The 22371-nt window shown below is 61.4% G+C and carries 22 protein-coding genes; 8 read left to right on the top strand and 14 right to left on the bottom strand.

What is annotated here, in order from left to right:
* Positions 1-20 precede the first annotated feature (20 nt).
* Positions 21-785, bottom strand: a complete 765-nt coding sequence (locus G9X64_RS14670) for an SDR family oxidoreductase (protein WP_168315840.1) — start codon at positions 783-785, stop codon at positions 21-23.
* A gap of 381 nt (positions 786-1166) precedes the next feature.
* Between G9X64_RS14670 and G9X64_RS14665 the strand changes: the two genes are divergently transcribed.
* Positions 1167-1625 carry a carboxymuconolactone decarboxylase family protein gene (locus tag G9X64_RS14665; protein WP_171376795.1) on the top strand — a complete coding sequence of 153 codons (459 nt, stop codon included), beginning with the start codon at positions 1167-1169 and terminating at the stop codon, positions 1623-1625.
* Positions 1626-1645: 20 nt separating this feature from the next.
* On the opposite strand, the gene G9X64_RS14660 is transcribed toward G9X64_RS14665, so the two are convergent.
* The 3 genes from G9X64_RS14660 to G9X64_RS14650 are packed head-to-tail and all read right to left on the bottom strand — an operon-like array spanning position 1646 to position 4804.
* Entirely contained in the window at positions 1646-2851 is a 1206-nt protein-coding gene (locus tag G9X64_RS14660) for a thiolase family protein (protein WP_171376794.1), read from the bottom strand.
* The gene (locus tag G9X64_RS14655; protein WP_171376793.1) at positions 2829-4358 is read right to left on the bottom strand and encodes a class I adenylate-forming enzyme family protein; all 1530 of its coding nucleotides are present in this window, start codon (positions 4356-4358) and stop codon (positions 2829-2831) included. Before G9X64_RS14655 ends, G9X64_RS14660 begins: the two co-directional genes overlap by 23 nt.
* 29 nt (positions 4359-4387) lie before the next feature.
* Positions 4388-4804 (bottom strand): acyl-CoA thioesterase, encoded by a 417-nt coding sequence (locus tag G9X64_RS14650; protein WP_171376792.1) that lies wholly within the window; start codon positions 4802-4804, stop codon positions 4388-4390.
* Positions 4805-4857: 53 nt separating this feature from the next.
* Between G9X64_RS14650 and G9X64_RS14645 the strand changes: the two genes are divergently transcribed.
* The 4 genes from G9X64_RS14645 to G9X64_RS14630 all read left to right on the top strand — a co-directional run bounded on the left by G9X64_RS14645 (position 4858) and on the right by G9X64_RS14630 (position 7250).
* Positions 4858-5832, top strand: coding sequence for a zinc-dependent alcohol dehydrogenase family protein (locus tag G9X64_RS14645; protein WP_171376791.1), 975 nt, complete (start codon positions 4858-4860; stop codon positions 5830-5832).
* Positions 5833-5940: 108 nt separating this feature from the next.
* Positions 5941-6501, top strand: coding sequence for a DUF3299 domain-containing protein (locus G9X64_RS14640; RefSeq protein WP_171376790.1), 561 nt, complete (start codon positions 5941-5943; stop codon positions 6499-6501).
* 81 nt (positions 6502-6582) lie between these two features.
* Positions 6583-6843 (top strand): antitoxin, encoded by a 261-nt coding sequence (locus tag G9X64_RS14635; protein ID WP_168308918.1) that lies wholly within the window; start codon positions 6583-6585, stop codon positions 6841-6843.
* A complete protein-coding gene (locus G9X64_RS14630; protein WP_171376789.1) occupies positions 6840-7250 on the top strand; it encodes a type II toxin-antitoxin system VapC family toxin in 411 nt (136 codons plus the stop codon). The genes G9X64_RS14635 and G9X64_RS14630 overlap by 4 nt, the downstream gene beginning before the upstream one ends.
* Before the next feature lie 64 nt (positions 7251-7314).
* On the opposite strand, the gene katG is transcribed toward G9X64_RS14630, so the two are convergent.
* A complete protein-coding gene (katG, locus tag G9X64_RS14625; RefSeq protein ID WP_171376788.1) occupies positions 7315-9501 on the bottom strand; it encodes a catalase/peroxidase HPI in 2187 nt (728 codons plus the stop codon).
* Positions 9502-9644: 143 nt separating this feature from the next.
* Between katG and G9X64_RS14620 the strand changes: the two genes are divergently transcribed.
* Positions 9645-10559 carry a hydrogen peroxide-inducible genes activator gene (locus G9X64_RS14620; protein ID WP_171376787.1) on the top strand — a complete coding sequence of 305 codons (915 nt, stop codon included), beginning with the start codon at positions 9645-9647 and terminating at the stop codon, positions 10557-10559.
* Between the two features lie 21 nt (positions 10560-10580).
* On the opposite strand, the gene panB is transcribed toward G9X64_RS14620, so the two are convergent.
* Both panB and panC read right to left on the bottom strand, forming a co-directional pair.
* Entirely contained in the window at positions 10581-11402 is an 822-nt protein-coding gene (gene panB, locus G9X64_RS14615; protein ID WP_171376786.1) for a 3-methyl-2-oxobutanoate hydroxymethyltransferase, read from the bottom strand.
* Positions 11399-12328 carry a pantoate--beta-alanine ligase gene (gene panC, locus G9X64_RS14610; RefSeq protein WP_171376785.1) on the bottom strand — a complete coding sequence of 310 codons (930 nt, stop codon included), beginning with the start codon at positions 12326-12328 and terminating at the stop codon, positions 11399-11401. The genes panB and panC overlap by 4 nt, the downstream gene beginning before the upstream one ends.
* A 276-nt stretch (positions 12329-12604) precedes the next feature.
* Here panC and G9X64_RS14605 point away from each other — a divergent pair, with 276 nt between their 5' ends.
* On the top strand, positions 12605-13078 hold the full coding sequence (locus tag G9X64_RS14605) for a ProQ/FINO family protein (protein WP_168308924.1): 474 nt from the start codon (positions 12605-12607) through the stop codon (positions 13076-13078).
* A gap of 171 nt (positions 13079-13249) precedes the next feature.
* On the opposite strand, the gene G9X64_RS14600 is transcribed toward G9X64_RS14605, so the two are convergent.
* The 6 genes from G9X64_RS14600 to G9X64_RS14575 form a co-directional block, all read right to left on the bottom strand.
* Entirely contained in the window at positions 13250-14311 is a 1062-nt protein-coding gene (locus G9X64_RS14600; RefSeq protein ID WP_171376784.1) for an ABC transporter ATP-binding protein, read from the bottom strand.
* A gap of 22 nt (positions 14312-14333) precedes the next feature.
* Entirely contained in the window at positions 14334-15188 is an 855-nt protein-coding gene (locus G9X64_RS14595; RefSeq protein ID WP_171376783.1) for a sugar phosphate isomerase/epimerase family protein, read from the bottom strand.
* 63 nt (positions 15189-15251) lie between these two features.
* The gene (locus G9X64_RS14590; protein ID WP_171376782.1) at positions 15252-16490 is read right to left on the bottom strand and encodes an ROK family transcriptional regulator; all 1239 of its coding nucleotides are present in this window, start codon (positions 16488-16490) and stop codon (positions 15252-15254) included.
* Between the two features lie 38 nt (positions 16491-16528).
* Positions 16529-17371, bottom strand: a complete 843-nt coding sequence (locus G9X64_RS14585; RefSeq protein ID WP_011649125.1) for a carbohydrate ABC transporter permease — start codon at positions 17369-17371, stop codon at positions 16529-16531.
* On the bottom strand, positions 17368-18297 hold the full coding sequence (locus G9X64_RS14580) for a carbohydrate ABC transporter permease (RefSeq protein ID WP_171376781.1): 930 nt from the start codon (positions 18295-18297) through the stop codon (positions 17368-17370). The genes G9X64_RS14585 and G9X64_RS14580 overlap by 4 nt, the downstream gene beginning before the upstream one ends.
* Positions 18298-18468: 171 nt before the next feature.
* Positions 18469-19767: a type 2 periplasmic-binding domain-containing protein gene (locus G9X64_RS14575; RefSeq protein ID WP_168315825.1), complete on the bottom strand. Its 1299-nt coding sequence runs from the start codon at positions 19765-19767 to the stop codon at positions 18469-18471.
* 369 nt (positions 19768-20136) lie between these two features.
* On the opposite strand from G9X64_RS14575, the gene G9X64_RS14570 reads away from it, so the two are divergent.
* A complete protein-coding gene (locus G9X64_RS14570; protein WP_171376780.1) occupies positions 20137-21183 on the top strand; it encodes a Gfo/Idh/MocA family protein in 1047 nt (348 codons plus the stop codon).
* Between the two features lie 8 nt (positions 21184-21191).
* Here G9X64_RS14570 and G9X64_RS14565 read toward each other — a convergent pair whose 3' ends face one another.
* Positions 21192-22331, bottom strand: a complete 1140-nt coding sequence (locus G9X64_RS14565; protein WP_168308931.1) for an ROK family transcriptional regulator — start codon at positions 22329-22331, stop codon at positions 21192-21194.
* Between the last annotated feature and the right edge of the window lie 40 nt (positions 22332-22371).

Below are 22371 nucleotides of genomic sequence, written 5' to 3'. Positions count from 1 at the left end.
GCACTGGCGGGCTTCGTCCGTCAGGCGCTCTTTTTCTGCGGTGGCTGCCGGCTCAGCCAATCTTCGAAGCGGATCTGGCCGAGCCGCGCCTTGCCTCCGGTCACGAGCGAATTGTCCTCAAGCTCGACGCCGAAATAGGGGGCGTGCGGATCGGCGACCACCTGGCGCGGATCCTTCGTCGCCTTGAAGAGACGCGTCACGATTTCGGTGAGGCGGACTTTCTCCGGCCCGCCGATCTCGATCGTGCCATTCACAGGCGTGCCGAGCGCCACCTCGGCCATGACGTCGGCGACGTCGTCCGAGGCGATCGGCTGCACGTAGGCCGGCGACAAATGCACGGTCTGACCGACAGTGCCTGACTGGGCGATGCCGGCAATGAATTCATGGAACTGTGTCGAGTGCACGATGGTGTAGGGTATGCCGGACGTCTTGATCAGCTCTTCCTGGGCCATCTTGGCGCGCATGTAGCCGCTGCCCTGCAGCCGCTCCATGCCGACGATCGACAGCGCAATGTGATGCTTGACGCCGGCGGCAGCCCCTGCCTTGAGCAGATTGCGGCCAGACGTCTGGAAGAATTCCAGGACGGCCTTGTCCTCGAACGAGGGCGAGTTTGCGAGATCGAGCACCACCTGCGCGCCGGCGAGCGCTTCGGTCACGCCCTTGCCGGTGATCGTGTCGACGCCCGAATTCGGCGAAGCAGCCAACACCTCGTGCCCCTTGTTGCGCAATCTTTCCACGGTCTTTGAGCCGATGAGGCCGGTGCCGCCGATAACGACGATTTTCATGGGTAGTCTCCTTGTCCTTTACGAGGAGTTTCCTCTGTTGACTTGAAAGCGAGCAGGCAACTGCTGGGCATGCCCCCGCCTCCTCGATGAGCGAAGCGACTTCTTCGGGACCGTCGCCGGTGCGGCCGGTGTAACCGATGGGCAGGAGGATGCGCCGGATCGCGGCCCCAAACTATTCTTCCTCGGTCGCTGTCACCCTATGCGAACGTAGTAGGCGAGCTGGCTCTGCGATGAGCCAGTTGGCTGAAATGGAGGAACATCACGTCGACAGGCATCGGCCGAACCTACCGTCGGGGCAGATGACCGACCCGCAAGGCAAGGCGTATTCACTGGTTTGCAAGCCGGTGACTTCGGCCATCAATCCGCACGATGGAGATAACAATGATCAAGCGCCTGAACTTCATGGCCCATAAGAACAGCGGCATCGACGGCCTCGTGGCTGTTGAAGCCTGGATTGCGAGAAGCTTCGATCCGAAGCTGCTCGAACTCGTCAAAGTGCGTGTTTCCCAAATGAACGGATGCGCGCATTGCCTGCATATGCACCGCCGGGACGCGCTGAAGCTCGGCGAAACGGATGACCGGCTGCTGCTTCTGAACGCGTGGCGGGAGTCGCAGCTCTTCACCACTCGGGAGCGGGGCGCGCTCGCCTGGGCCGAGGCTCTTACTCAGATCGCGAAAAGCCATGCGCCGGATGATGTTTATGAAGAGGCGCATGCCAACTTCTCGGATGACGAGCTCGTGGCGCTTTCGATCGGTATTGCGATGATCAACGCCTGGAACAGGCTGGCGATCGGCTTCCGGCTTCAGCATCCGGCCGATCACAAACGCGCCGCCGCCTGACGGTCTGCGCCTTCGCCGGGTCAGGAAAGCTGGGCAGCCTCGAACATCGCGGTCAGCCCGATGCCTCCGCCGATGCCGATCATGGCCAAGGCAGTCGCGCCGGGCGCCCAGCTTCCGCCGGCGTTGCGGATCAACTGGCTGTATAGCCGGGTAACGAGGATTGCGCCGGAGGCCCCGAATGGATGGCCGAGCGCAATCGCTCCGCCGTCCTTGTTGATCGCGTCGACAGGGAAAGCGAGCTGATCCAGCGATGCCAGAACCTGGGCCGCGAAGGCCTCGTTGAATTCGATGGCATCGATGTCTAAGAGCGAGAGCCTTGGCTGACGCTGCAATAGCTTTCTGGTCGAGGCGACCGGGCCGATGCCGAGCAGGTTGGGATCCACGCCGGCAGCGGCGCTGTCTATGAAGGCAAGGCCCTTTTCGATACCGATACTTCTCGCCATTCCGCGGCTCATGACCAGCACCAGGCAGGCGCCGTCGTTCAGCGGGCAGGCATTGCCTGCTGTCACCGAACCATCGGCCATGAAGACCGGCCGGAGGTTTGCGAGCGCCTCAAGCGATGTGGAGGCGCGTGGGCACTCGTCCCGTTCGATCAGACCGTGGCCGGTGGAAATGTCAACGATCTCGGGTCGAAAGATGCCCGCCTCGGCCGCGGCTACGGCCAGCCTATGGCTGCGCAGAGCGAATTCATCCTGTCTCTGCCGCGATATGCTGAACTGACGGGCGACGTTTTCGGCGGCAATCCCCATTTCCGGGTCGCCGATCGTGTCAGGCGAAAACCGGGCGCGCCCGTAAAATCGCGGCAGCGCCCCATTCGCCTTTGGTCTCTCGACGCGCCATGGCGCGGTGCTGACGCTCTCGACGCCGCCGGCCAGAAAGCACGAACCGGCTTTCGCCTGGATCAGCCGGGCTGCCATGATGATCGCTTCCAGACCCGAACCGCATTGCCGATCGATCGAAACACCCGGAACCGCCATGGGCAGACCTGCGGTAAGCGCCGCCAGCCGCGCGATATTTCCACCGCCACCGGCGGCATTACCCACCAGCACATCATCGATGTTTTCCGGCGCAATTCCCGTTTCGGAAACAATGCGACGGATGATCGGCGCAAGTAGATCTTCCGCCGCGACAGTCGCAAGCGATCCGAACGCCCGGCCGATCGGCGACCGGTAGGCGGCAACCACGACTGGCTGCCAATCCTCGTCAGGCTGATAGGCGTAGGACAAGATCGTCTCCAGAAACCACTGATGTCTCCACTTTCCCCCTCGAGATCTTCCCGCTGCTCGTCATCGGCCAGGATCTTATATGGTAGAATTGCTTGGGGATCTTGTACCTGGCGAGCGAGCTCGCGCAATGATCGGCCAGAATTTTTAGGTCCATCGTCTCTCCCGAGACGACGGCGACGATCCGCTGGCCGAAATAGGCGTCCGGCAACCCGAAGACAACGGCATCCTCTACGCCGGGGCAGGCTTTGAGCGCACTCTCGACTTCCGCAGGATAAACGTTGTTACCGCCTGATATCATCATGCCGCCCGCCCTGCCGATCACCCGAAGCATGCCATTAGCATCGAGTTCGCCGAGATCCCCGACCGTCGCTCCCGCTTCCGTGACCCGGAAGGCCTGACCGTCGTCGCCCCAGAGATATCCATCCGCGATCAGGTCGCTATCGATGAATATGGTTCCCGCCACATCGGTCCCGACGTCGTTTTCATTGGGATCGCGAATGGAGATTGCCACGCCGGGATAGGCTTGCCCCACCCGCTCGATCGGAAAATCGATCTCGCCGCCGACAAGGGTCGAGACCGTCATGAAACCGAGCTCGGATGCGCCGTAATATTCCCGGATGCGGGCATTCGGAAACAGTTGGCGCATGGACTTGACCCCGTTCCTGTCAAGCTTTGCACCGGCGGTGAGGACATCGCGCAAAGAGGTCAGAGCGGGTTCGCCCGCCCAGGCCCTTGCAATGCCGGCTATATGGGTGGGCACGGCAACCAGCCGTTCGACTTGCCAGGAGGAGAGCGTGCGTGCGACCACGCCCGGATCCCATTTCCTGATCGAATGAAAGGTCCCGCCGGCATCCAAAGCTTCGACCAATGCATAAAGCGCCAGGCCATGCGCGAGGGCTCCCGGGCACATTGTCGAGGGTGCTTCTTCGAGCTCGAAAACGACGCGTCCGCGATCGAGGCTCCGGCGCCATTGCTCCCGCGAGCGATAATAGGCCTTCGGCTCGGCGGTGGTCCCCGAGGTGAAGCCGATCAGAAAGATCTTGTCGGCATCGAGCGGCAGCTCGGCTTCCTTTCCCGCCGCGGCGAGGTCGAAAGCCTCCGCTCCGGCGGTGACGACGGGAATGCCGAGTCTTCGGGCAATTTCGGCGCTCGGCCCGGCATCGTCGTCAACGATCAGAACGTCAGGCGCCAGGCGCTCGATTATGCGTTCGATCCTTTCCGGCGGCATCATCGGATCGATGACCGCGCAGGCATTCGGGAAAGCGGTCGCCGCCGCAAAATACTCGGCAAAGCCGATATGATTGCCAAGGCTGAGAGCGACAAGCGTCTCCACACCGGGCAGATCGAATGTGCGGCGGTTCGAGCGGGGGAGTTCCTGAAGAAACCGATAAATTGCCTTGGCGCGCAAATAGAGCTCGCCATAGCTGAGCGAGCGCCCGTCGATCACCAGTGCCGGTTTGTCCGGTGCCTCCGTTGCATGTCGAAGAAGCTGCGCATGGATCGGCATGGACACCCGCTGGTTTGAATGATCGGCCGTCAGCCGGGAGAAAGAGCGGCCCTGGTCACTTCGGGGATGGGCGTCGGGCGGCTGTCGGACAGGCCGACGCAGACCCAGACGAAATGCGCCGATGCGCAATGGGCGCCATCGCGCTGGCGAAAGAGCTCTATGGCAAAGGACAGGCTCGTGCGCCCGATTTTCTCCACGTCCACCTTTGCCTCGACAACATCGTCAAGGTCGATCGGGCTGTGAAAGATGATCTCCGCCTTCTTCACGTGATAGGCGACGCCGGAGGAGGTGTGACGGAAATGGCTAAGAATTTGCCGTTGCCGCAGGAACTCGACGACCGCATCCTCGCAATAGTCGAGATAACGGGAGTTGTGGACGTGACCATAGATGTCGATGTCTCGCATCGAGACCCGGAACGATGCTAAAGGCCTGTCATCAACGCTCATTCGATCACCGAAAATTCGACGGGGTGATCTAACCGCAGTGTGTGGGGGATGCAATGCAATATCAGGCGGTCGTGCGAAAATTCGGCCCGGCTCAGGATGTCGTTGAGCTCGAGCGGGCTGCGTTGCCGCCGCTGCGGCGCGACGAGGTGAGGGTGCGTCTGCTGGCGCGGGCGATCAATCCGTCCGATATCATCACCATATCGGGAGCCTATAGCGGACGCACGACATTACCCTTCATTCCCGGCTTCGAAGCATTCGGAGTGGTCGAACAGTGCGGTGAAGAGGTTCATGGGCTTTCCCCCGGGACACGCGTGCTGCCGGTGCGTAGCGCCGGCGGGTGGCAGGAATTCAAGGATACCGATCCCGGCTGGTGCCTTCGTGTTCTAGACGAGCTTAGCGACTTCGAGGCTGCGACGAGCTACGTCAATCCGATGACGGCCTGGTTGATGCTGCATGCCAAGATCGGGCTGAGGCCAGGCATGCGCATCGCCATCAATGCCGCCGCCTCTTCGATCGGAGCGATATTGATCGGTCTCGCTAATGCCGCCGGCGTCGAGCCGGTCGCCATCGTCCGCAGCGAAGGATCACTTGAGCGCCTGCGCGGCCGGGTCGAGGCTGTCATCATCGACAGGGAAGAAAGCGAGAGCGATCTGGTTGCCGGGCTCGCCGGCCGGCATGGGCTCGACGCGGTGCTCGATTGCGTCGGAGGTGCGCGCGCCGCAGTCCTCGCAAGCGCGCTACGGCCGGGCGGACGCTTCGTGCATTACGGTCTGCTCTCGGGGCTGAGCATCCCGAATTCATTCTGGGCGTCCCATCCCGATATATCCTTTTCCTATTTTCACCTCCGGGAATGGGTACATTCGCAAGCCATGGGCGACGTCCAACAGGCCTATTCCGAGGTCGCCGCGCAGATCGCCTCGAAGGTCATCACCACCGAGGTACGGGAGGTGTTTCCTCTGGAAAAGGTCAGTGAAGCACTGCGATCCGCCGTTCCGTTCCGGACGGGCGGCAAAGTGCTGCTGGCCTAACGAACATGAGCAGGCCCGCGACAACGTTTTGACGGCTAAGCGGGATCGGGAGTAGCATCCCTGCGGCAGCGGCAAGGTGGTCAAAGCGGCCGGCCCGGTGGAGATGCAATGATGAAGCACAAACCTTTCCTCCTGACGTTCGCGGCGCTGGCATTATGTTCCGCATGGCCAGTCTCTAACGCCTTCGCAGCAGCGCAGCCTATCTTCTGGAGTGCTTTGCGGCCGGCCGATCAGGCCAAAGCGGCAGTACCGCTGTCGGGCAAGGTGGTGAGCGGCCCACAGGGCGAAACACTCGCCTGGCATGGCGAGGAACATCCGATCGAATTGACGGGCTTTGTTCTGCCGATCGATCAGGACGGCGATCTTGTCTACGAATTCATGCTGGTGCCTTGGGCCGGAGCCTGCAGCCACATGCCTTCCCCTCCGCCCAACCAACTGGTTCGTGTCGTTCCGGAAGAGCCTTTGCACCTGGCAAGAATGTACGAGACCGTCACCGTGACGGGTACCCTGCGGCCCGGCCTGGATCAGGCGCAATTCTTCATGATCGACGGTAACCGCGTCCTCACCTACGGCTACAGCATAAGCCGTGCCCAGGTAGCGACAGTAACGGCGACGACTGATCCCGATCTGCTGTCACTTTCGCCTTTCGGCATTCTGCCTCGCCAGTAGAAGGCGCAGAGACGGCTTCTTGCATGAACACCGCCAATCGCGTATATACAAAAGCATATATACAAACTGCGAAGGGCTCTCATGCCGCAATATGCGCGTGTATTTCAATCCGGCAATTCGCAAGCCGTCCGGCTGCCGAAAGAGTTCCGCTTCGACGTCGACCAGGTGGAGGTGACGCGGGAGGGCGATGCGGTGATCCTTCGGCCACGGGCCGATCGCGGCGTGCGGTGGGCGTCGTTGCACAGTGCCTTGGAGCGCGGCCTCAGCGACGATTTCATGGCGGAAGGGCGAGAGCAGCCGGAGGATCAGGAGAGGCCTGGTCTTCAGGATCTGTTCAAGTGATCACGCATCTTATCGACACCAATGCGGTGATCGCTCTGATCGGCAGGAAATCCGACATGCTGCTTGCTCGCGTCATGGACAGTGACGAAGGATCGATCGGGCTGTCGACCGTGGTGATGCACGAGCTCTATTATGGGGCTTATAAAAGCGCGAAAATTTCCTACAATCTTCAAACCCTGCGCCTGTTCATGGCGGATTTTCCGCCTGTCGGCTTCGAACGTGAGGATGCGCTGGCCTCAGGCGAGATCCGCGCCGCATTGGCGGCAAAGGGAACGCCGGTCGGTTCCTATGATGTTTTGATCGCCGCTCAGGCCAGGACCCGGGATCTGGTTCTCGTCACCAACAATGTCGGGGAATTCCGCCGCGTCGATGGTCTGCGTGTCGAGGACTGGACGGTCGGGCGGTAGGTCCGATCTCCGATAAAAAATGCCCGGGCGCAGCCGAAACTGCGCCCGGGCGAAATGCTGCCGATCAGACGAGGTCGAAGCGGTCGGCGTTCATGACCTTGTTCCAGGCGGCGACGAAGTCCTTGACGAACTTCCCCTTGGCGTCGGCCTGGCCGTAGACTTCAGCGAAGGCGCGCAGCTGCGAGTGCGAGCCGAAGATCAGGTCGACGCGGGTGCCGGTCCACTTGGCGGTGCCGGTCTTGCGGTCGCGGCCTTCATAGACGCCTTCCTTGCCGGCGAGGGGAACCCACTGCGTGCCCATGTCGAGCAGGTTGACGAAGAAGTCGTTCGTCAACGTCTCGGGACGCGAAGTGAAGACGCCGTGCTCGGGGTCGCCTGCCTTCAGCACGCGCAGGCCGCCAACGAGGACGGTCATCTCGGGCCCGGTCAGCGTCAAGAGCTGGGCGCGGTCGACGAGTGCTTCTTCCGGCTTCATGAACTGATGGCGCTTGCCGTTCACATAGTTGCGGAAGCCGTCGATGCGCGGCTCGAGTGCTGCGAAGGAATGCGCGTCGGTCTGGGCTTCGGAAGCATCCATGCGGCCCGGCGTGAAGGGCACGCTGACGGCGTTGCCGCCGGCCGCTGCCGCCTTCTCGACGCCGGCAGAACCAGCGAGAACGATCAAGTCGGCGAGCGAGATCTTCTTAGCCCCGGTCTGGGCGGCGTTGAAGCCCTTCTGGATGCCTTCGAGAACGCCGAGCACCTTGGCGAGCTGCGCCGGCTGGTTGGCGTCCCAGTCCTTCTGCGGGGCAAGGCGGATGCGCGCGCCGTTGGCGCCGCCGCGCTTGTCGGAGCCGCGGAAGGTCGAGGCCGACGCCCAGGCGGTCGAGACCAATTCCTGCACGGTGAGGCCGGTGGCGAGAACCTTTTCCTTCAGTTCGGCAATGTCCTTGTCGTCGACGAGCGGGTGGTCGACGGCCGGGATCACATCCTGCCAGATCAGGTCTTCGGCCGGAACTTCCGGGCCGAGGTAGCGCACCTTCGGTCCCATGTCGCGGTGGGTCAGCTTGAACCAGGCGCGGGCGAAAGCGTCGGCGAACTGGTCGGGATTTTCGAGGAAGCGGCGCGAGATCTTCTCGTAGGTCGGATCGAAACGCAGCGCCAGATCGCTGGTGAGCATGGTCGGCAGGTGCCTCTTCGAGGCGTCGTAGGCATCCGGAATGGAGGCTTCGGCATTTTTGGCCTGCCACTGATGCGCGCCGGCCGGGCTCTTCGTCAGCTCCCATTCGAAAGCGAAGAGGTTTTCGAAGAAGTAGTTGCTCCACTTGGTCGGCGTCTGCGACCAGGTCACTTCGAGGCCGGCGGTGATCGCATCCTTGCCGACACCAGTGCCGAACGAGCTCTTCCAGCCGAGGCCCTGGTCCTCGATCGCGCCGCCTTCCGGCTCGGCCCCGATCAGGGATGGGTCGCCGGCGCCATGCGTCTTGCCGAAGGTGTGGCCGCCGGCGATCAGCGCCACGGTCTCTTCGTCGTTCATCGCCATCCGGCCGAAGGTTTCGCGGATGTCGCGCGCCGAGGCGATCGGATCGGGATTGCCGCCCGGGCCTTCCGGATTGACGTAGATGAGGCCCATCTGCACGGCGCCGAGCGGCTCTGCCAGCTCGCGTTCGCCGCTGTAGCGCTCGTCGCCCAGCCAGGTTCCTTCAGGACCCCAGAACAATTCCTCGGGCTCCCACACGTCGGCGCGGCCACCCGCAAAGCCGAAGGTCTTGAAGCCCATGGATTCGAGCGCGACGTTGCCGGTGAGGATCAGCAGGTCGGCCCAGGAGATGCGGTTGCCGTATTTCTGCTTGATCGGCCACAGCAGGCGGCGCGCCTTGTCGAGGTTGGCGTTGTCAGGCCAGCTGTTGAGCGGCGCAAAACGCTGCTGGCCCTGGCCGGCGCCGCCGCGGCCATCAGTGATGCGGTAGGTGCCGGCGCTGTGCCAGGCCATGCGGATGAACAGGCCGCCATAGTGACCGAAATCGGCCGGCCACCAATCCTGCGAATCCGTCATCAACGCGTGAAGATCCTTCTTCAGGCCGTCGAGATCGAGCTTCTTGAACTCCTCGGCATAGTCGAAGGCCTGGCCGAGGGGGTCGGCGCGGCCGGAATTGTGATGAAGAATCTGCACGTTCAACTGGTCCGGCCACCAGTCGCGATTGGATCTGCTGCGAGGCGTATTGCCGTGTGCGACAGGACATTTGCCTGCGCTGTCAGTGGGGTTATCCATGATCGTCTCCTTCATTGCTTGATCTGTCTGCGCGTAAAAAAGATGAGCCGAGCTGGCGCCCCACTCTCCCCTTGCAGTCTTCATATCGGAAGCGCTTCATAAATTTAAGTTGGATTTACTGATCGTTGCGATAAGCTGAGATTATGAAGAACCTTACCCTGAAACAGCTCCGTTATTTTGAAGCACTGGCAAGAGATGGCCGCTTCCGGCGCGCTGCCGACGCCTGTGCGATCTCCCAGCCGGCATTGTCAATGCAGATCAAAGAACTTGAGCAGGAGTTGGGCGGTGAGCTTTTCGAGCGCAACGCGCGCGAGGTGAAGCTGACCGCCTTCGGTCAGACCGTCGCGCTCAGGATCCGCGATATCCTGCGTGGCGTGGACGAACTGGCGGATCTGGCGCGGGCCGCACGCGATCCTTTCCTGACACGGCTGCGCATCGGCATCATCCCGACGATTGCGCCCTATCTGTTGCCGGCAATCATCAACGATCTGAACAGGAGCTTTGCAGGCATTCAGATCGAAGTACGCGAAACGCAGACGTCAAAGCTGGTTCAGGAGCTGGCGCAAGGTCAGCTGGACACGGCAATCGTTGCCTTGCCCGTGTCGGAACCCTCCCTGGCAGAACTCGAGCTCTTCAAGGAAGAGTTCGTGCTGGTTCGGCGGCCCGAAGACGAGGGTAAGCCGGTGCCCGAACGCGAGGCGCTGCGCGAAATGCGGTTACTGCTGCTCGAGGAAGGCCATTGCTTCCGCGATCAGGCCTTGTCATTCTGCAAGATAGGGCAGGCCCGTCCCCGGGAAGTCATGGAAGGCAGCTCTCTCTCCACCCTGGTCCAGATGGTCAGCGCCGGTATCGGCATCACCTTAATTCCCGAGATGGCCGTTCCCCTCGAAACGCGCTCGGCGCATGTGTCGATCTCCCGTTTTCAGTCTCCGCAGCCGTCGCGAACGATAGGCATGATCTGGCGCAATTCGACGCCCATGGCCAAACAGCTCCAGCGGGTTTCCGAGGCGGTTCGCCGGTCGGCCGACAGCATGCGCGAACAGTATGCCGCCCGGTGATGGACCTGATATGGCCTCGCCTCAAGATCGCCGTTTGAAGGTATGCTCCGCTGCCGGAAACTGTCGCGATCGGACCTCGTCGGCATAAGCGGCCGCAGCGGCCGAAATCCTTTTGCCGAGTTCGTCGTAGCGCTTGACGAAGCGCGGGGTGAAATCGTTGAAGAGCCCCAGAATGTCGTCGGAAACCAGAACCTGGCCGTCGCAGGCGGAAGAAGCGCCGATACCGATGGTCGGGACGTGCATGGAGACCGTCACCTCCCGAGCGAGCGGCTCCACCGTGCCCTCGATGACGACGGCAAAGGCGCCCGAGCCGCCGATGGCGTGGGCGTCGCGGCGGATCTTCGATGTCTCGTGTTCGGAATGGCCGACCGAACGATAGCCGCCTGCGGTTTGGACCTGCTGCGGCATCAGGCCGATATGGCCCATAACCGGAATCCCCCGCTTCGTCAGAAAGGCGATGGTCTCGGCCATCTCCTCGCCGCCCTCCAGCTTGACGGCATCGCAGCCAGTTTCCTGCAGGATGCGGACAGCGTTGCGGAAGGCGATCTCCTTCGATTCCTGATAGGTGCCGAATGGCATGTCGACGACGACGCAGGCCTTGCCGACGCCGCGCATGACCGCCTTGCCGTGTGCGATCATCATGTCGAGCGTGACGCCGATGGTGGTCTCCATGCCGTAGAGCACCATGCCGAGCGAATCCCCGACTAGCAGCAGGTCGCAATGCTCATCGAGCAGCCGCGCCATGGGTTTCGTATAGGCGGTCAGGCAGACGATCGGCTTGCCGCCCTTCATGGCGGAGATGCGCGCTGGCGTAAGGCGCTTCTGAATTCCGGCCGCGCTCATCTGTTCACTCCCTTTCCCGGCAAGCTCTGCCCGCCGATCACCCTTTTGTTCCCTGCAACCCGGTTGTCTCCGACAATTCGGTCATCACTGACGACCCTGTTGTCGAGCAGCCGTGTCGAGCCGACCCGAACGAAAAGCGCCACGACGACAGGGTCCGCGATCGACGTGACCGGCCGCAGCGTTGCGGCATCCCTGACGGCGACGACCTCGGGCTTTGCCAGAGGTTCGCGATTAAGAAATGCCGTGAGCTTTGCCTCGAGTTCCACCGGATCGGCAAGGCCGCCGGCGACCAGACGCTCCGCCTCGTCAAGTGTCTGAGGGACGATCACCGCGGCACGCCTCTCCGCCTCGCTGAGATAGACGTTGCGCGACGACAATGCGAGACCGTCGCTGTCCCTGACCGTCGGGACCGATATCACGCGCACCGGCACGGCCAGATCGTCCACCATGCGCTTGATGATAATGACCTGTTGGTAATCCTTCTCTCCGAAATAGGCGGTCTGCGGCTGCACGATGCTGAAAAGCTTGCAGACGACAGTGGCGACGCCGGCAAAATGCCCTGGCCGTACCGCCCCTTCCAGTTCGCGCCCGAGGTCGGGAACGTCGACGACGGTCAACATCGGGCGGGGATACATGTCCTCGACGCCAGGCGAAAAAAGGAAATTGACGCCGGCTTGCCTCAGCATGGCGGCGTCGCGTTCCAGATCGCGCGGATATTTGCTGAGATCTTCCGCCGGGCCGAATTGCAGCGGATTGACAAAAATCGAGACGACGACGATGTCGTTCTCGGCGCGGGCGCGCGAGACGAGCTCCATATGACCGGCATGGAGATAGCCCATCGTCGGAACAAGGCCGACGGTCCGGCCCTGACGCCGCAGCGCGTCGAGCGTGTGGCGCAGCTCGTCAATGCTCGAGAAAACCCGCATATATCCTCCCCTGGCCGGTCACTCTATCTTGGGCGCGGATAAGAAGTGTAATCGATGCGGCAGGTCAATGCATGTTCCTCGATAAAAACGATTAGATGGAACGCCAGCCGACGACATCGGACCATATCAGCTCCGGGGAACGGCTTTTCGCCACTTGGCCCTGTTTGCGCGTTTCACCTGCTTGCAGTGGAACCGACGATGTGCGACTTCCATTACTCGCCCTGTCCGTCAAGATAACATCACAGTCGATCGCTATGGACGTTACATGGAGGACGCATGGACAAGCCCTGGAAGATCAGCCGCGGACCGATTGCGGCAACCGAGCTCGACGTGGAGAAGGCAAACGCGGTCAACGCGCTGTTGATCCGGCCGGTCGGCGTCCTTCCGGCCAAAGCGGGAGATCCGATCCTTCCTTTTGCCGTCGGCCTTTTCAACGAACTCCGCCCGCTTTTGAAGCCCGAGGCGGGCGTCACGACCCTCAGGCGAGCGACCGCGGCCTATGTCCACTGCCGGCGCTACTATTTCGCCAGCGCCCAACCCGATTCCATGCGCCACAGTCTTGACGGCGAACCCGTCGAACCACTGTCGTCCGAAGACCGGCTGGTCGCGCAAAAACGCTTCCTGAGCCTCAAGCAAACCACCGGTAAGACAGACGCGCCCGAGCAGACAGCAGAGGTCCCAGCTCCTCTGTTGAGCAAAAGCGAACAGATTCGCGCAGCCCTTCTCGGCAAAAGGAACGCCGCTAGCTAGAGCAGGATGACATCAGCGTCTCATATCCGGCTTGAAGTCATTGCGCGGGCTTGCGTAGCGCAACCGTCATTTAAAGCGAGACAGAGTCGCTCTATGAGCTTAGCCGCATCGGGGGCGCGGAAAACGCGCCCCCGGCCGGCGCCGGCCGAAGGGGAGGGGCAATCGGCCGGGTCAGTTCAACGGCGCCTCACCTGATGTGATCCGCTGCTCGTCCTTTCCAAACAGGTGCACGGTATCGTGGATCGGCGCAATCCTCAGCACCTCGCCGGGGGTTGCCCTGATCCGTTCCCTGAAGACGCAGGTCAGCGTCTGCGTCCCCAGCCGGACGATGACCAGTGTTTCCGAACCCGTCGGCTCGACGACCACCGTCGTGACCTCGATGCCGCCCGGGTCCAACCGGATATGCTCGGGGCGAATGCCGTAGGTCACGGCTTCGGGCGGGTGCCGGTCACTCGGCAGGAGCAGACCGTCGGCGGTTCGAAACCCATCTTCCGTCATGTTGCCGCTGATGAAATTCATCGCCGGGGAGCCGATAAAGCCGGCGACGAAAAGATTGTTCGGGCGGTCGTACAATTCCAGCGGAGAACCCGACTGCTCGATCAGGCCGTCCTTCATGACGACGATCTTGTCGGCCATGGTCATGGCTTCGATCTGGTCGTGGGTGACATAGATGGTTGTCGTCTGCAGCCGTTGATGCAGTTCCTTGATCTCCGAGCGCATCTGCACCCTGAGCTTGGCGTCGAGGTTCGACAGCGGCTCGTCGAAGAGGAAGACGGCCGGGTCGCGCACGATCGCCCGCCCCATCGCCACACGCTGTCTCTGGCCACCCGACAGTTGCTTGGGATATCTCTCGAGGAGACTTTCGAGACCGAGGATCTTCGCGGCGTTGCCGACCCGCTGATCGATCTCCGTCCTCGGCATCCGTTTCAGCCGCAGCGAAAAGCCCATGTTCTTGGCAACAGTCATATGCGGGTAGAGCGCGTAGTTCTGAAACACCATGGCGATGTCCCGGTCCTTGGGGGCAAGCTCGTTGACGATATGCTTGCCGATCTGGATCTGCCCCGAGGTGATGCCCTCAAGGCCCGCGATCATCCTTAGAAGCGTGGATTTGCCGCAGCCCGAGGGGCCGACCAGAACGACGAACTCGCCGTCGCCGATGTCGACCGATACGCCTTTGATGGCTTTGAACGCGCCGTAATCCTTGCGCGCATTGTTGACCGAAACATGGGCCATTACCGTCCTCCCGAAATCGCTGTCAAAGTCCGCTCAGGACATTTCTCAGATAATCGAGGCCGAGGCGCTCGCCGTCTTTGCGCGCGGCCAGGTCTTTGCCCGGCCAGCCATAGGCGGCATCCTCGTGTTCGATCGACAGCGTGCCGTCAAAGCCAGCCCCGCGGGCCTGGCGCAGAAACCTCGGCCAATCGATGAGGCCGAGCCCGGGCAGCTTGTATTGCCACCAGCCCTTGCCGTGATAGCCGACAGCCTGCAGCCCCTTCCGATCGATTGCCGTGTCCTTGGCATGAAGGATGGCGATGCGATCCTTCACCGCCTCCATCGCCTGATAGGGATCGACGCCGATGCGGATGAGGTGCGAGGGATCGAATTCCAGGCCGAAGCGGGGATCCCGGATCCTCTGAAAAAGCTCCTGCCATCCTTTCGGCGTCGTTCCGATGAAATTGTCCTTCGGACCCGGCCAGTTCTCGATTGCGAAGGTCAGGCCATAGGGCTCCGTCTGCGCAATCAACTCGTTGGCAAAATCGGCGAAATCATCATAGTTGGCTTCGTCGCTTGCGGTGTCGTCTCGGCCTGGGAAGATCACGAAGATCGGGACGCCCACTTGCCCGATCGCGCCGGCGAATTCGGCGGTCGTTTCGCGAAGTGCCTTTCGTTTTGCCCGGTCGGCATCGAGCTGATTGCCGAAATAGGTGATCGACGACACGAAGAGGCCGCGGCTACGCGCGAGCGCGACGGCGGCCTCCACCCGATCGGGCGTCTTGATATGACCGCCGACATCGATCTCGATGGCATCGAACCCGGCCGACGCGGCGAAATCAACCACTTCCTCCAGGGGGCGATCGTTGAATGTCGAGGTGTAAAAGCCGATCTTCACCAAAACTCTCCTATCTTCGCGAAAATCCGTTCTTCACCAAAATCCGTGGGCCTTGCGGCCGTTTCAACCGTTCAGGCGATCCATGTTCTTGAGTGGTGAACGTGTGCGTTGCGCCGCGTCGGCTGACGCGAGCATCAGGGCTGCTGCCATCGGCATGGCCGCCGCTCCCATGGCCGAAGCATCCTCTCCGAGCGAAGCGCGATGAAGCGAGGGAAGACTGGTGTCCTCGGCATCGAGATGCTCGTGCACGTAGCGCAGCAATTCGTCGACTATGCGGATCGGCAATCTGCCACCGACGAGGACGGCGTCGGGGTCGACGACCATGCCGATATGCTTGACGGCGACAGCCAGATGCGCGCTCATTTCCTTCAGCCATTGCGACACGAGGCGCCTGCCATGCGCATCCAGCGTCAGGAGATCGTGGGGAACACTCACCTCGACGCCGTGCTGCGCGAGGAAATCATAGAGGAAGAACAGCGAGAATATCTCGCCGAGAAGCTGAACCTTATGGGCTTTCCCGTCCCGGCCGTCGGCGATCGGCAGCCAGCCGATTTCACCGCTGAGGCCCATGGCGCCGCGATGACCGTTGCCGTCGAGCACGAGGCCGCCGCCCGGGCATGGATTGATGGCGATATAGAAGAAGCTGCTGCTTTCAGCGCCTAGTCCGTAATCGAGTTCGGCAAGGGCTGCGGCATTGGCTTCGTTTTCGATGAAGACGGGATGCTGCGTCAGGTTTTCCAGTGCGGCGCGCACATCGAATGCTGTCCATTCCTGATAAGCCTCGGGCTTGCCGAGGAGCGATATCTCGCCAAGCCAATCCGGCATCGCCAAGCCGATGCCGGCCAGGCGCGCATCGTCGATGAGGCGGCTGCGCTGGAAATGCGAAATCGCGTCGGCCGTGAGCTGCAGGAATTCCGCAGGCAGGATGAAACGTTTCTCGTGATGCACGCGGGCGCGGACGTTGCCGACGGCATCGACGGCCAGGATCGTCAGATGGTCGCGATCGATGTTGATGCCGATGGCAAAACAGGCATCCGGATTGATTTCGAGTTCGATCGCCGGCTGGCCTCTCAGCCCATGCCGCCGGCGGGCTTCCATGATCAGGCCCTCGTCCAGCAGCCGATCGACGATCCGGGCGATCGCTGGTTTGGTAAAACCCGTCCGCCTGGCAATTTCAGCCCGCGAAATCGGCGCCTGGCGATGAATGCAGCGCAGGACGACGGCCCTGTTGTGCTCACCTGCATCTTCGACATTGGCGCCGGTCAGATCCGGGGACAGCCTGGCGCCGAGTGTCTGGTTCATGCTCGAAATCCTTCCTTGCGCATAGCCTGAACCGCTCGTCATCCCTTGACCGCGCCGCTGGTCATCGCACCGAGGATCAGCCGCTGGAGCGACAGAAAGGCGACGATCGCCGGAACGACCGCGATCAGGCAGGCGGCGGCAAGCAACTGGATGGACGAGTCGGTCTGCATGCCGCGGAAGTTAAAGATCCCGACGCCGATCGGCATCAGATCATTTTTCGTGAGCAACAGAAAAGGCACCAGAAATTGCGACCAGCCGGCAATCACCGTGATGATGAAGACGGAGGCTATCCCCGGCGCCGATAATGGCAAAATGATGCGCCAGAAGACCGAGAACCTGTTGCAGCCGTCGATCATGGCGGCTTCGTCGAGGCTGCGCGGGATGCCGTCGACCGAGCTCTTCAGAAGCCAGGTCGCCAGCGGAACGCCAAGCGCGATATAGACCATGACGACGGCAAAATGCGTATCCAGCAGGCCGAGGCGGTTCATGTAGCGGTAGAGCGGCACCATGATGACAAGCGGCGAGATCATCTGGAAAAGCAGCAGCCCCATCATCGACAGGCCCTTGCCCCGGAACTGAAAGCGGGAAAAGGCATATGCCGCGGGCAGTGCGACGATCAGGACGCCCAGTCCGCTAAGGGCGGCAAGCTTGAGGCCGTTCCAGAGATAGATCGGAAAGTAGCTGTTGTTCAAAACGGTGATGAAATTGTCGATGGTGGGATTGTTGGGAATATACCGCGCCGCTCCGCGATAAATCTCGCGCTTGTCGCGCATCGCCATCGACAGGAGATAGGTGAGGGGGCCGGCGAAGAATACGAACATTACCAGCATGAACAGATAGCTCATGGCATCGCCGAGCCGCGTTCCGGTCCGTCCACTCATTGCTCTTCCTCCTTCGGCAGGAACGATGCATAGATAAAGGCGAGCCCGAGGCTGATGATCAGCATGAGCACGGAGAGCACGCTGCCGCCGGACAGGTCGTAGTTTCTAAAGACGATATTGAAGACGTAGAGCGAGATGACCTCGGTCGCACGCCCCGGACCGCCGCCCGTCAGCGTGATGATCGCATCGAAGGTATTCACCGTCTGGATCGTGATGAGGATCATGTTGACGAGGATTGCCGCGCGCAGCTGCGGAAGCGTGACGAAGAAAAACTGCTGCGATGCCGTCGCGCCGTCGACCTCCGCCGCTTCATAGAGCGAGGGATCGATCGACTTCAGCGCCGCATACATGACGACCATCGAAAATGCCGTGCCGCGCCAGATGTTGGAGATGAGGGTAGACCACGGTGCGATTGACGGATCCGAGAGCCAGGCGACCGTCGGCATATGCATCAGCCGCAGAATGCTGTTCAGCGCACCGTATGGCGCTTCGGAAAAGAGCATCTGCCAGATGATGCCGCCGGCAATTCCAGGGACGACCCAGGCAACCAGCGCCGTCGTCCTCAAAATGGTGGTGCCGAACAGGCCGCGCTTTTCGCCGCGGATAACCACGACAGCGACCGCAAGGCCTAAAATCTGCTGACCGATGACGCTGCCGCCGACAAAGATCAGGGTCGCCCATAAAATGTCGGGCAGCTGCGGCGAGCTCAGCGCATTGGTGATCGACCCCAGCGTATAATCCTGATTGTCGCCGATCAGCGTGGCGTTGGTGAATGAAAGCCTGAAAACGTCGATGACGGGGTAAAGGTAGAAGATGCCGATGACGACGATCACAGGCATGATCCAGGGCAGGGGCGCACCGGCGAAACGGCGCATGAACGTTCTGCTTTGAGGCGGGCTGTCAGCCTCGATGGCAATGGGGCTCATTGGCTTCTCTGTCCGGGGTTTCGCTAACACATCGGCCGGAAAATCGGAATCAATATTCGCAAAGCACGATGCGCAGGTTCAAAGTCTCCAGCCTCCTTTGCGCGTCTCCAAAGAGGCGCGGCGCTGTAGGTCGACGGCGCCTGGCGGCAGGCGCCGTCACGCTCAGAAGCACTAGAGGCGCTTGTAAGCCTCCAATGCTGCGTTGAAGGCGGCATTCAAAGCGTCTTCCGGCTTTTTGGTGCCCGAGAGCACGTCACCCATCATGATCTGGATCTGGTTGGAGATTTCGGGATAGATCGGCACACCCGGGCGTGCCTGTCCGTCGACCAGAGCCTTGGCGAAGGTCTTGTTGGCTTCGGTGGAGAAGACCTCATATTTGTCGAACAGCGACTTCCTGGTCGGCAACTGCTGCTGCAGCGCGTTTGCCGGGCCCATATAGACTTCGCGTGCGAGGTTGGCGCACATCTCGATCTTGTCCTTGTCCTTGCTGAAGGAGGCGATCGTCCAGCCGCCGGTGCCGGTCGAACGCTGATCGGCGCTGGGGCCGGGGATCGGCGAGAAGGTCCAGTTGTTGAACTCGTCCTCGTCGAGCGTGGCCTTCAGCTGCGCATATTGCCAGTTGCCGCCGATGAAGAGGGCCGTCGTCGCCGCTGCGGCCGCAGCATTCATATCGTCGTAATTCGCGATCGTGCTGACACGCTTGGGCGCGGCACCCGAATCGACGAGATCCTTGAAATAATTCAGCGCCTTCAGGAATTTCTCCTTGTTCTCGCCTTCGCCGAATACCGGCTTGCCCGAGTCGTCGACAAGCTTGCCGCCCAGCGCCCAGTAATTTGCGAGCCAGTCGAACGTCGTTCCTTCCCAGCGCCCGCCATTGAAGAGAACACCTTCCATGCCTTCTTTGGTGGAGGCGAGCGCTGCCTTTTTCAGGTCGTCCCATGTCTGCGGCGCATCCGCCACGATCGACTTGTTGCGGTAGAGCACACGAAGGTCGGTATCCCACCACCAGGCGCGGACCTTCTGGTCCTTATCCGTGATGCCGCTGCGGATGAAGGGGAACAGGTCATCCACCTCCTCCTTCGAAAAATACGGTGTGAAGTCCGCAAGAACATTATTGACCATGAACTGCGAAAGAACGAACGAGTCGACCGCAGCGCAGTCAGGCGCGTTGCCGGCTTTGGCCTGCTCCAGCATCTTGGCCTGTTCGGTTCCAATGTCCGAGGACATGAATTGCAGCTGCAATTTCCAGTCCGGATGCTTTTTGATGAAATCGACGAAGAGCTTCTGGTAGCCCTCGGCGATCACCGGATCCGCATTGTTCGGACTATCGTTCGTCAAACGGACGACGAGGGATTTTGGCGCATCGGCGAGGCCGATCCTGTCCTTAGTGGCAAGTTCCTGGGCAAATGAAACAGATGCTGAAAATAACAATGTGCTCAGCGCAAATGCGCTGACGGTGGCGCTCTTCATGATGGGTCTCCTCCCCATTTTGAACGGATACAGCCTTGGCGGTCAGTTGACCTCTCCTCATTTCCGTGCTGCATTAATTAGATTAAGTTACTTTGATTTGATGTCAAGCCACAGCTTGGAAGGCCAGACCTGGGAGGTTGAGATGCTGGCGACAATCAACAGCAGCTAGTGCACAGTTCCGGAAAATCGAGATCGATTTTCGGAAAAGGATCCGCGCCGTGAAGTGATGAAGCGTCCTGTTGGCGCGCGGCGCGTCCACCGCAATTTTCCTGAGAAGAGCACGAGGCAATCGCGGATGGCTGCGATGGGGTGAGTGCGGTTTTGCCCCGGCTGAACTGCGGCGGGGAAGTTAATTCCATGGAGGATAGGATGCGTCTACTCATTCTCGGTACCGGCGGAATGGCCAACCAGCATGCCGCCAACTTCAAGGCGATCGAAGGCGTCAGCGTCGTGGGCGGCGTCGACATCGTCCCGGAAAGGCTCGCGGCCTTTTGCACCGAACATGGCATCGCCAATCACTTCACGACCCTCGAGGATGCTCTCGCCTGGGGCGAGTTCGACGCAGTGGCAAACGTCACGCCGGACCGCATTCACCACCCGACGACGCTTCAGGCGATTGCCGCCGGCAAGCACGTCTTCTGCGAAAAGCCGCTCGCCACCGATGCGGTCAAGGCCATGGAGATGACCGAGGCCATCGAGCGATCGGGCAAGGTCGGCATGGTCAATTTCACCTATCGCAATTCGCCCGCCCTTCAGAAAGGCCGGCAGATGGTACTCGCCGGCGAAATCGGGGAGGTCAGGCACGTCGAGGCATCCCATCTGCAAAGCTGGCTGGTCGGCCGCCATTGGGGCGACTGGAAGAGCGAGAGCAAATGGCTTTGGCGACTGAGCAAAAAACATGGATCGAATGGCGCGCTCGGCGACATCGGCATCCACATTGTCGATTTCGCATCCTACGGTTCAGGGCTCGATATCGCCCATGTCTTCGCGCGGCTCAAGACCTTCGACAAGGCACCGGGCCATAGGATCGGCGAATATGATCTCGACGCCAACGACAGTTTCACGATGAATGTCGATTTCGCCAATGGCGCGATCGGGACGATCCAGGCGACACGCACGGCGGCCGGACAGATGGATCAGCTGCGCCTCAGGGTCTATGGCGAAACCGGCTCGATCGAGATGATCTACGATACCGGAAAATCCACGCTTCGCGCCTGTCTTGGAGAAGACGTGCACACGGCGACCTGGCAGGACATTCCCTTCGATCCGGTCGAGACGAACTACCAACGTTTCGTCCAGGCCGTGCGGGCGGGCAGGACCCAGGAGCCCTCGTTCCGGCGGGCGGCCAATATCCAGAAAGTCCTGGACAAGGCGCTGGCCTCCGACCTCCGCCACGCCGATGAAGCGCTCGGTTGACCCGGCCATCAGGCCGAGGCCGGCGGCAGCAGCAAAGTGTTGAGGAAGGGCAGGAGCGCTGCACCGAGCGCAACGCCGCCGCCGCTGAAGCTCGCGGGTTTCATCGGCGAAATCCAGGGCGTCAGCAACGGCCTCGTCGAGGTATCGCGCCGCTCGATCGAAAGCTGATGGATCAGCGCTTCGATCACGCCCTGCGGCAGGTCGCTGCCGATCATGACGACGCTCGGGGCGAGGAAACCAGCCATGGCGATGATCGGATCGAGCAGATGGCCGGCGGCTTCCCGTATCCATTGCGACAGTGACGGCGAGGAGAATTCCTCCCCTTGCAGGAGGCGGGCGAATGCCTCGTCGCCGATCCGTGATCGCAGCGATTGGAAACCGACGACGGTGTTCAGCTGAACATTGTCCGGGCCGGTCAGCATTTCGCCGATGCTGCCCGCCCGGCCATGCACGCCGGAATAGGGAACACCGCGAATGAGAAAGCCGGCCTGAACGTCGTCGTCGATGATGATCATCGCAAGTCCGCCTTCCCTGCTGGAGCTGCCGATCGTGCGCTCGGCGAGAAGGCTCGCCGTGCACTCGTTCTCGACATAGGGCCGCGCTATCGTCGACATCGCGGCGATCTGATCGCTTTGATCCTCCGTCCAGTCGTTGGCGGCGATGCCGAAGCCAATGATCGGCGATGTCGCGTGGCGATCGACCATATCCCTGACGGCCGCATGCACTAGCTTGACCTTGTCTGCGGGATCCGGGCCGAAATAGACCCGGTCATGGACCTGGCCGCTGAGATCGATGAGTACAGCCTCGCCACGCCTTTGGCGAAGTTTGACGCCGATCGAGAAGGCGCCTTCCGGGCGCAAGGCAAACTCTGTAGCCGTGGCCCCTCCGCCGAGGCCATTGCGGCGGTTGGAGGCGACAAGCTTTTCCTCGGCCAATCGGCGGAGAATATTGGTAATGCCGGGACCGGTCAGGCCGCAATGCCGGCCAAGCTCCATCCGCGTCAGCGGGCCATGGCGGCGGATCGCCTCCAGAATGACGCGAATATTCCGGTCGGCGATTTCACCGGACCTCAGGCCCACCGTTTTGGCGCGCGGACCGCCCATCTCCTGGGTGTGAAGCCGACGCGGCCCTGACCGAAGATACCGCATGATCGTCTTTCCTAGAGCACTGTTCGGTTGTGTATCACGC

Source organism: Rhizobium sophorae (assembly GCF_013087515.1).
GTDB classification, from domain to species: domain Bacteria; phylum Pseudomonadota; class Alphaproteobacteria; order Rhizobiales; family Rhizobiaceae; genus Rhizobium; species Rhizobium sophorae.
This window is presented reverse-complemented; position numbering and strand designations above follow the sequence as displayed.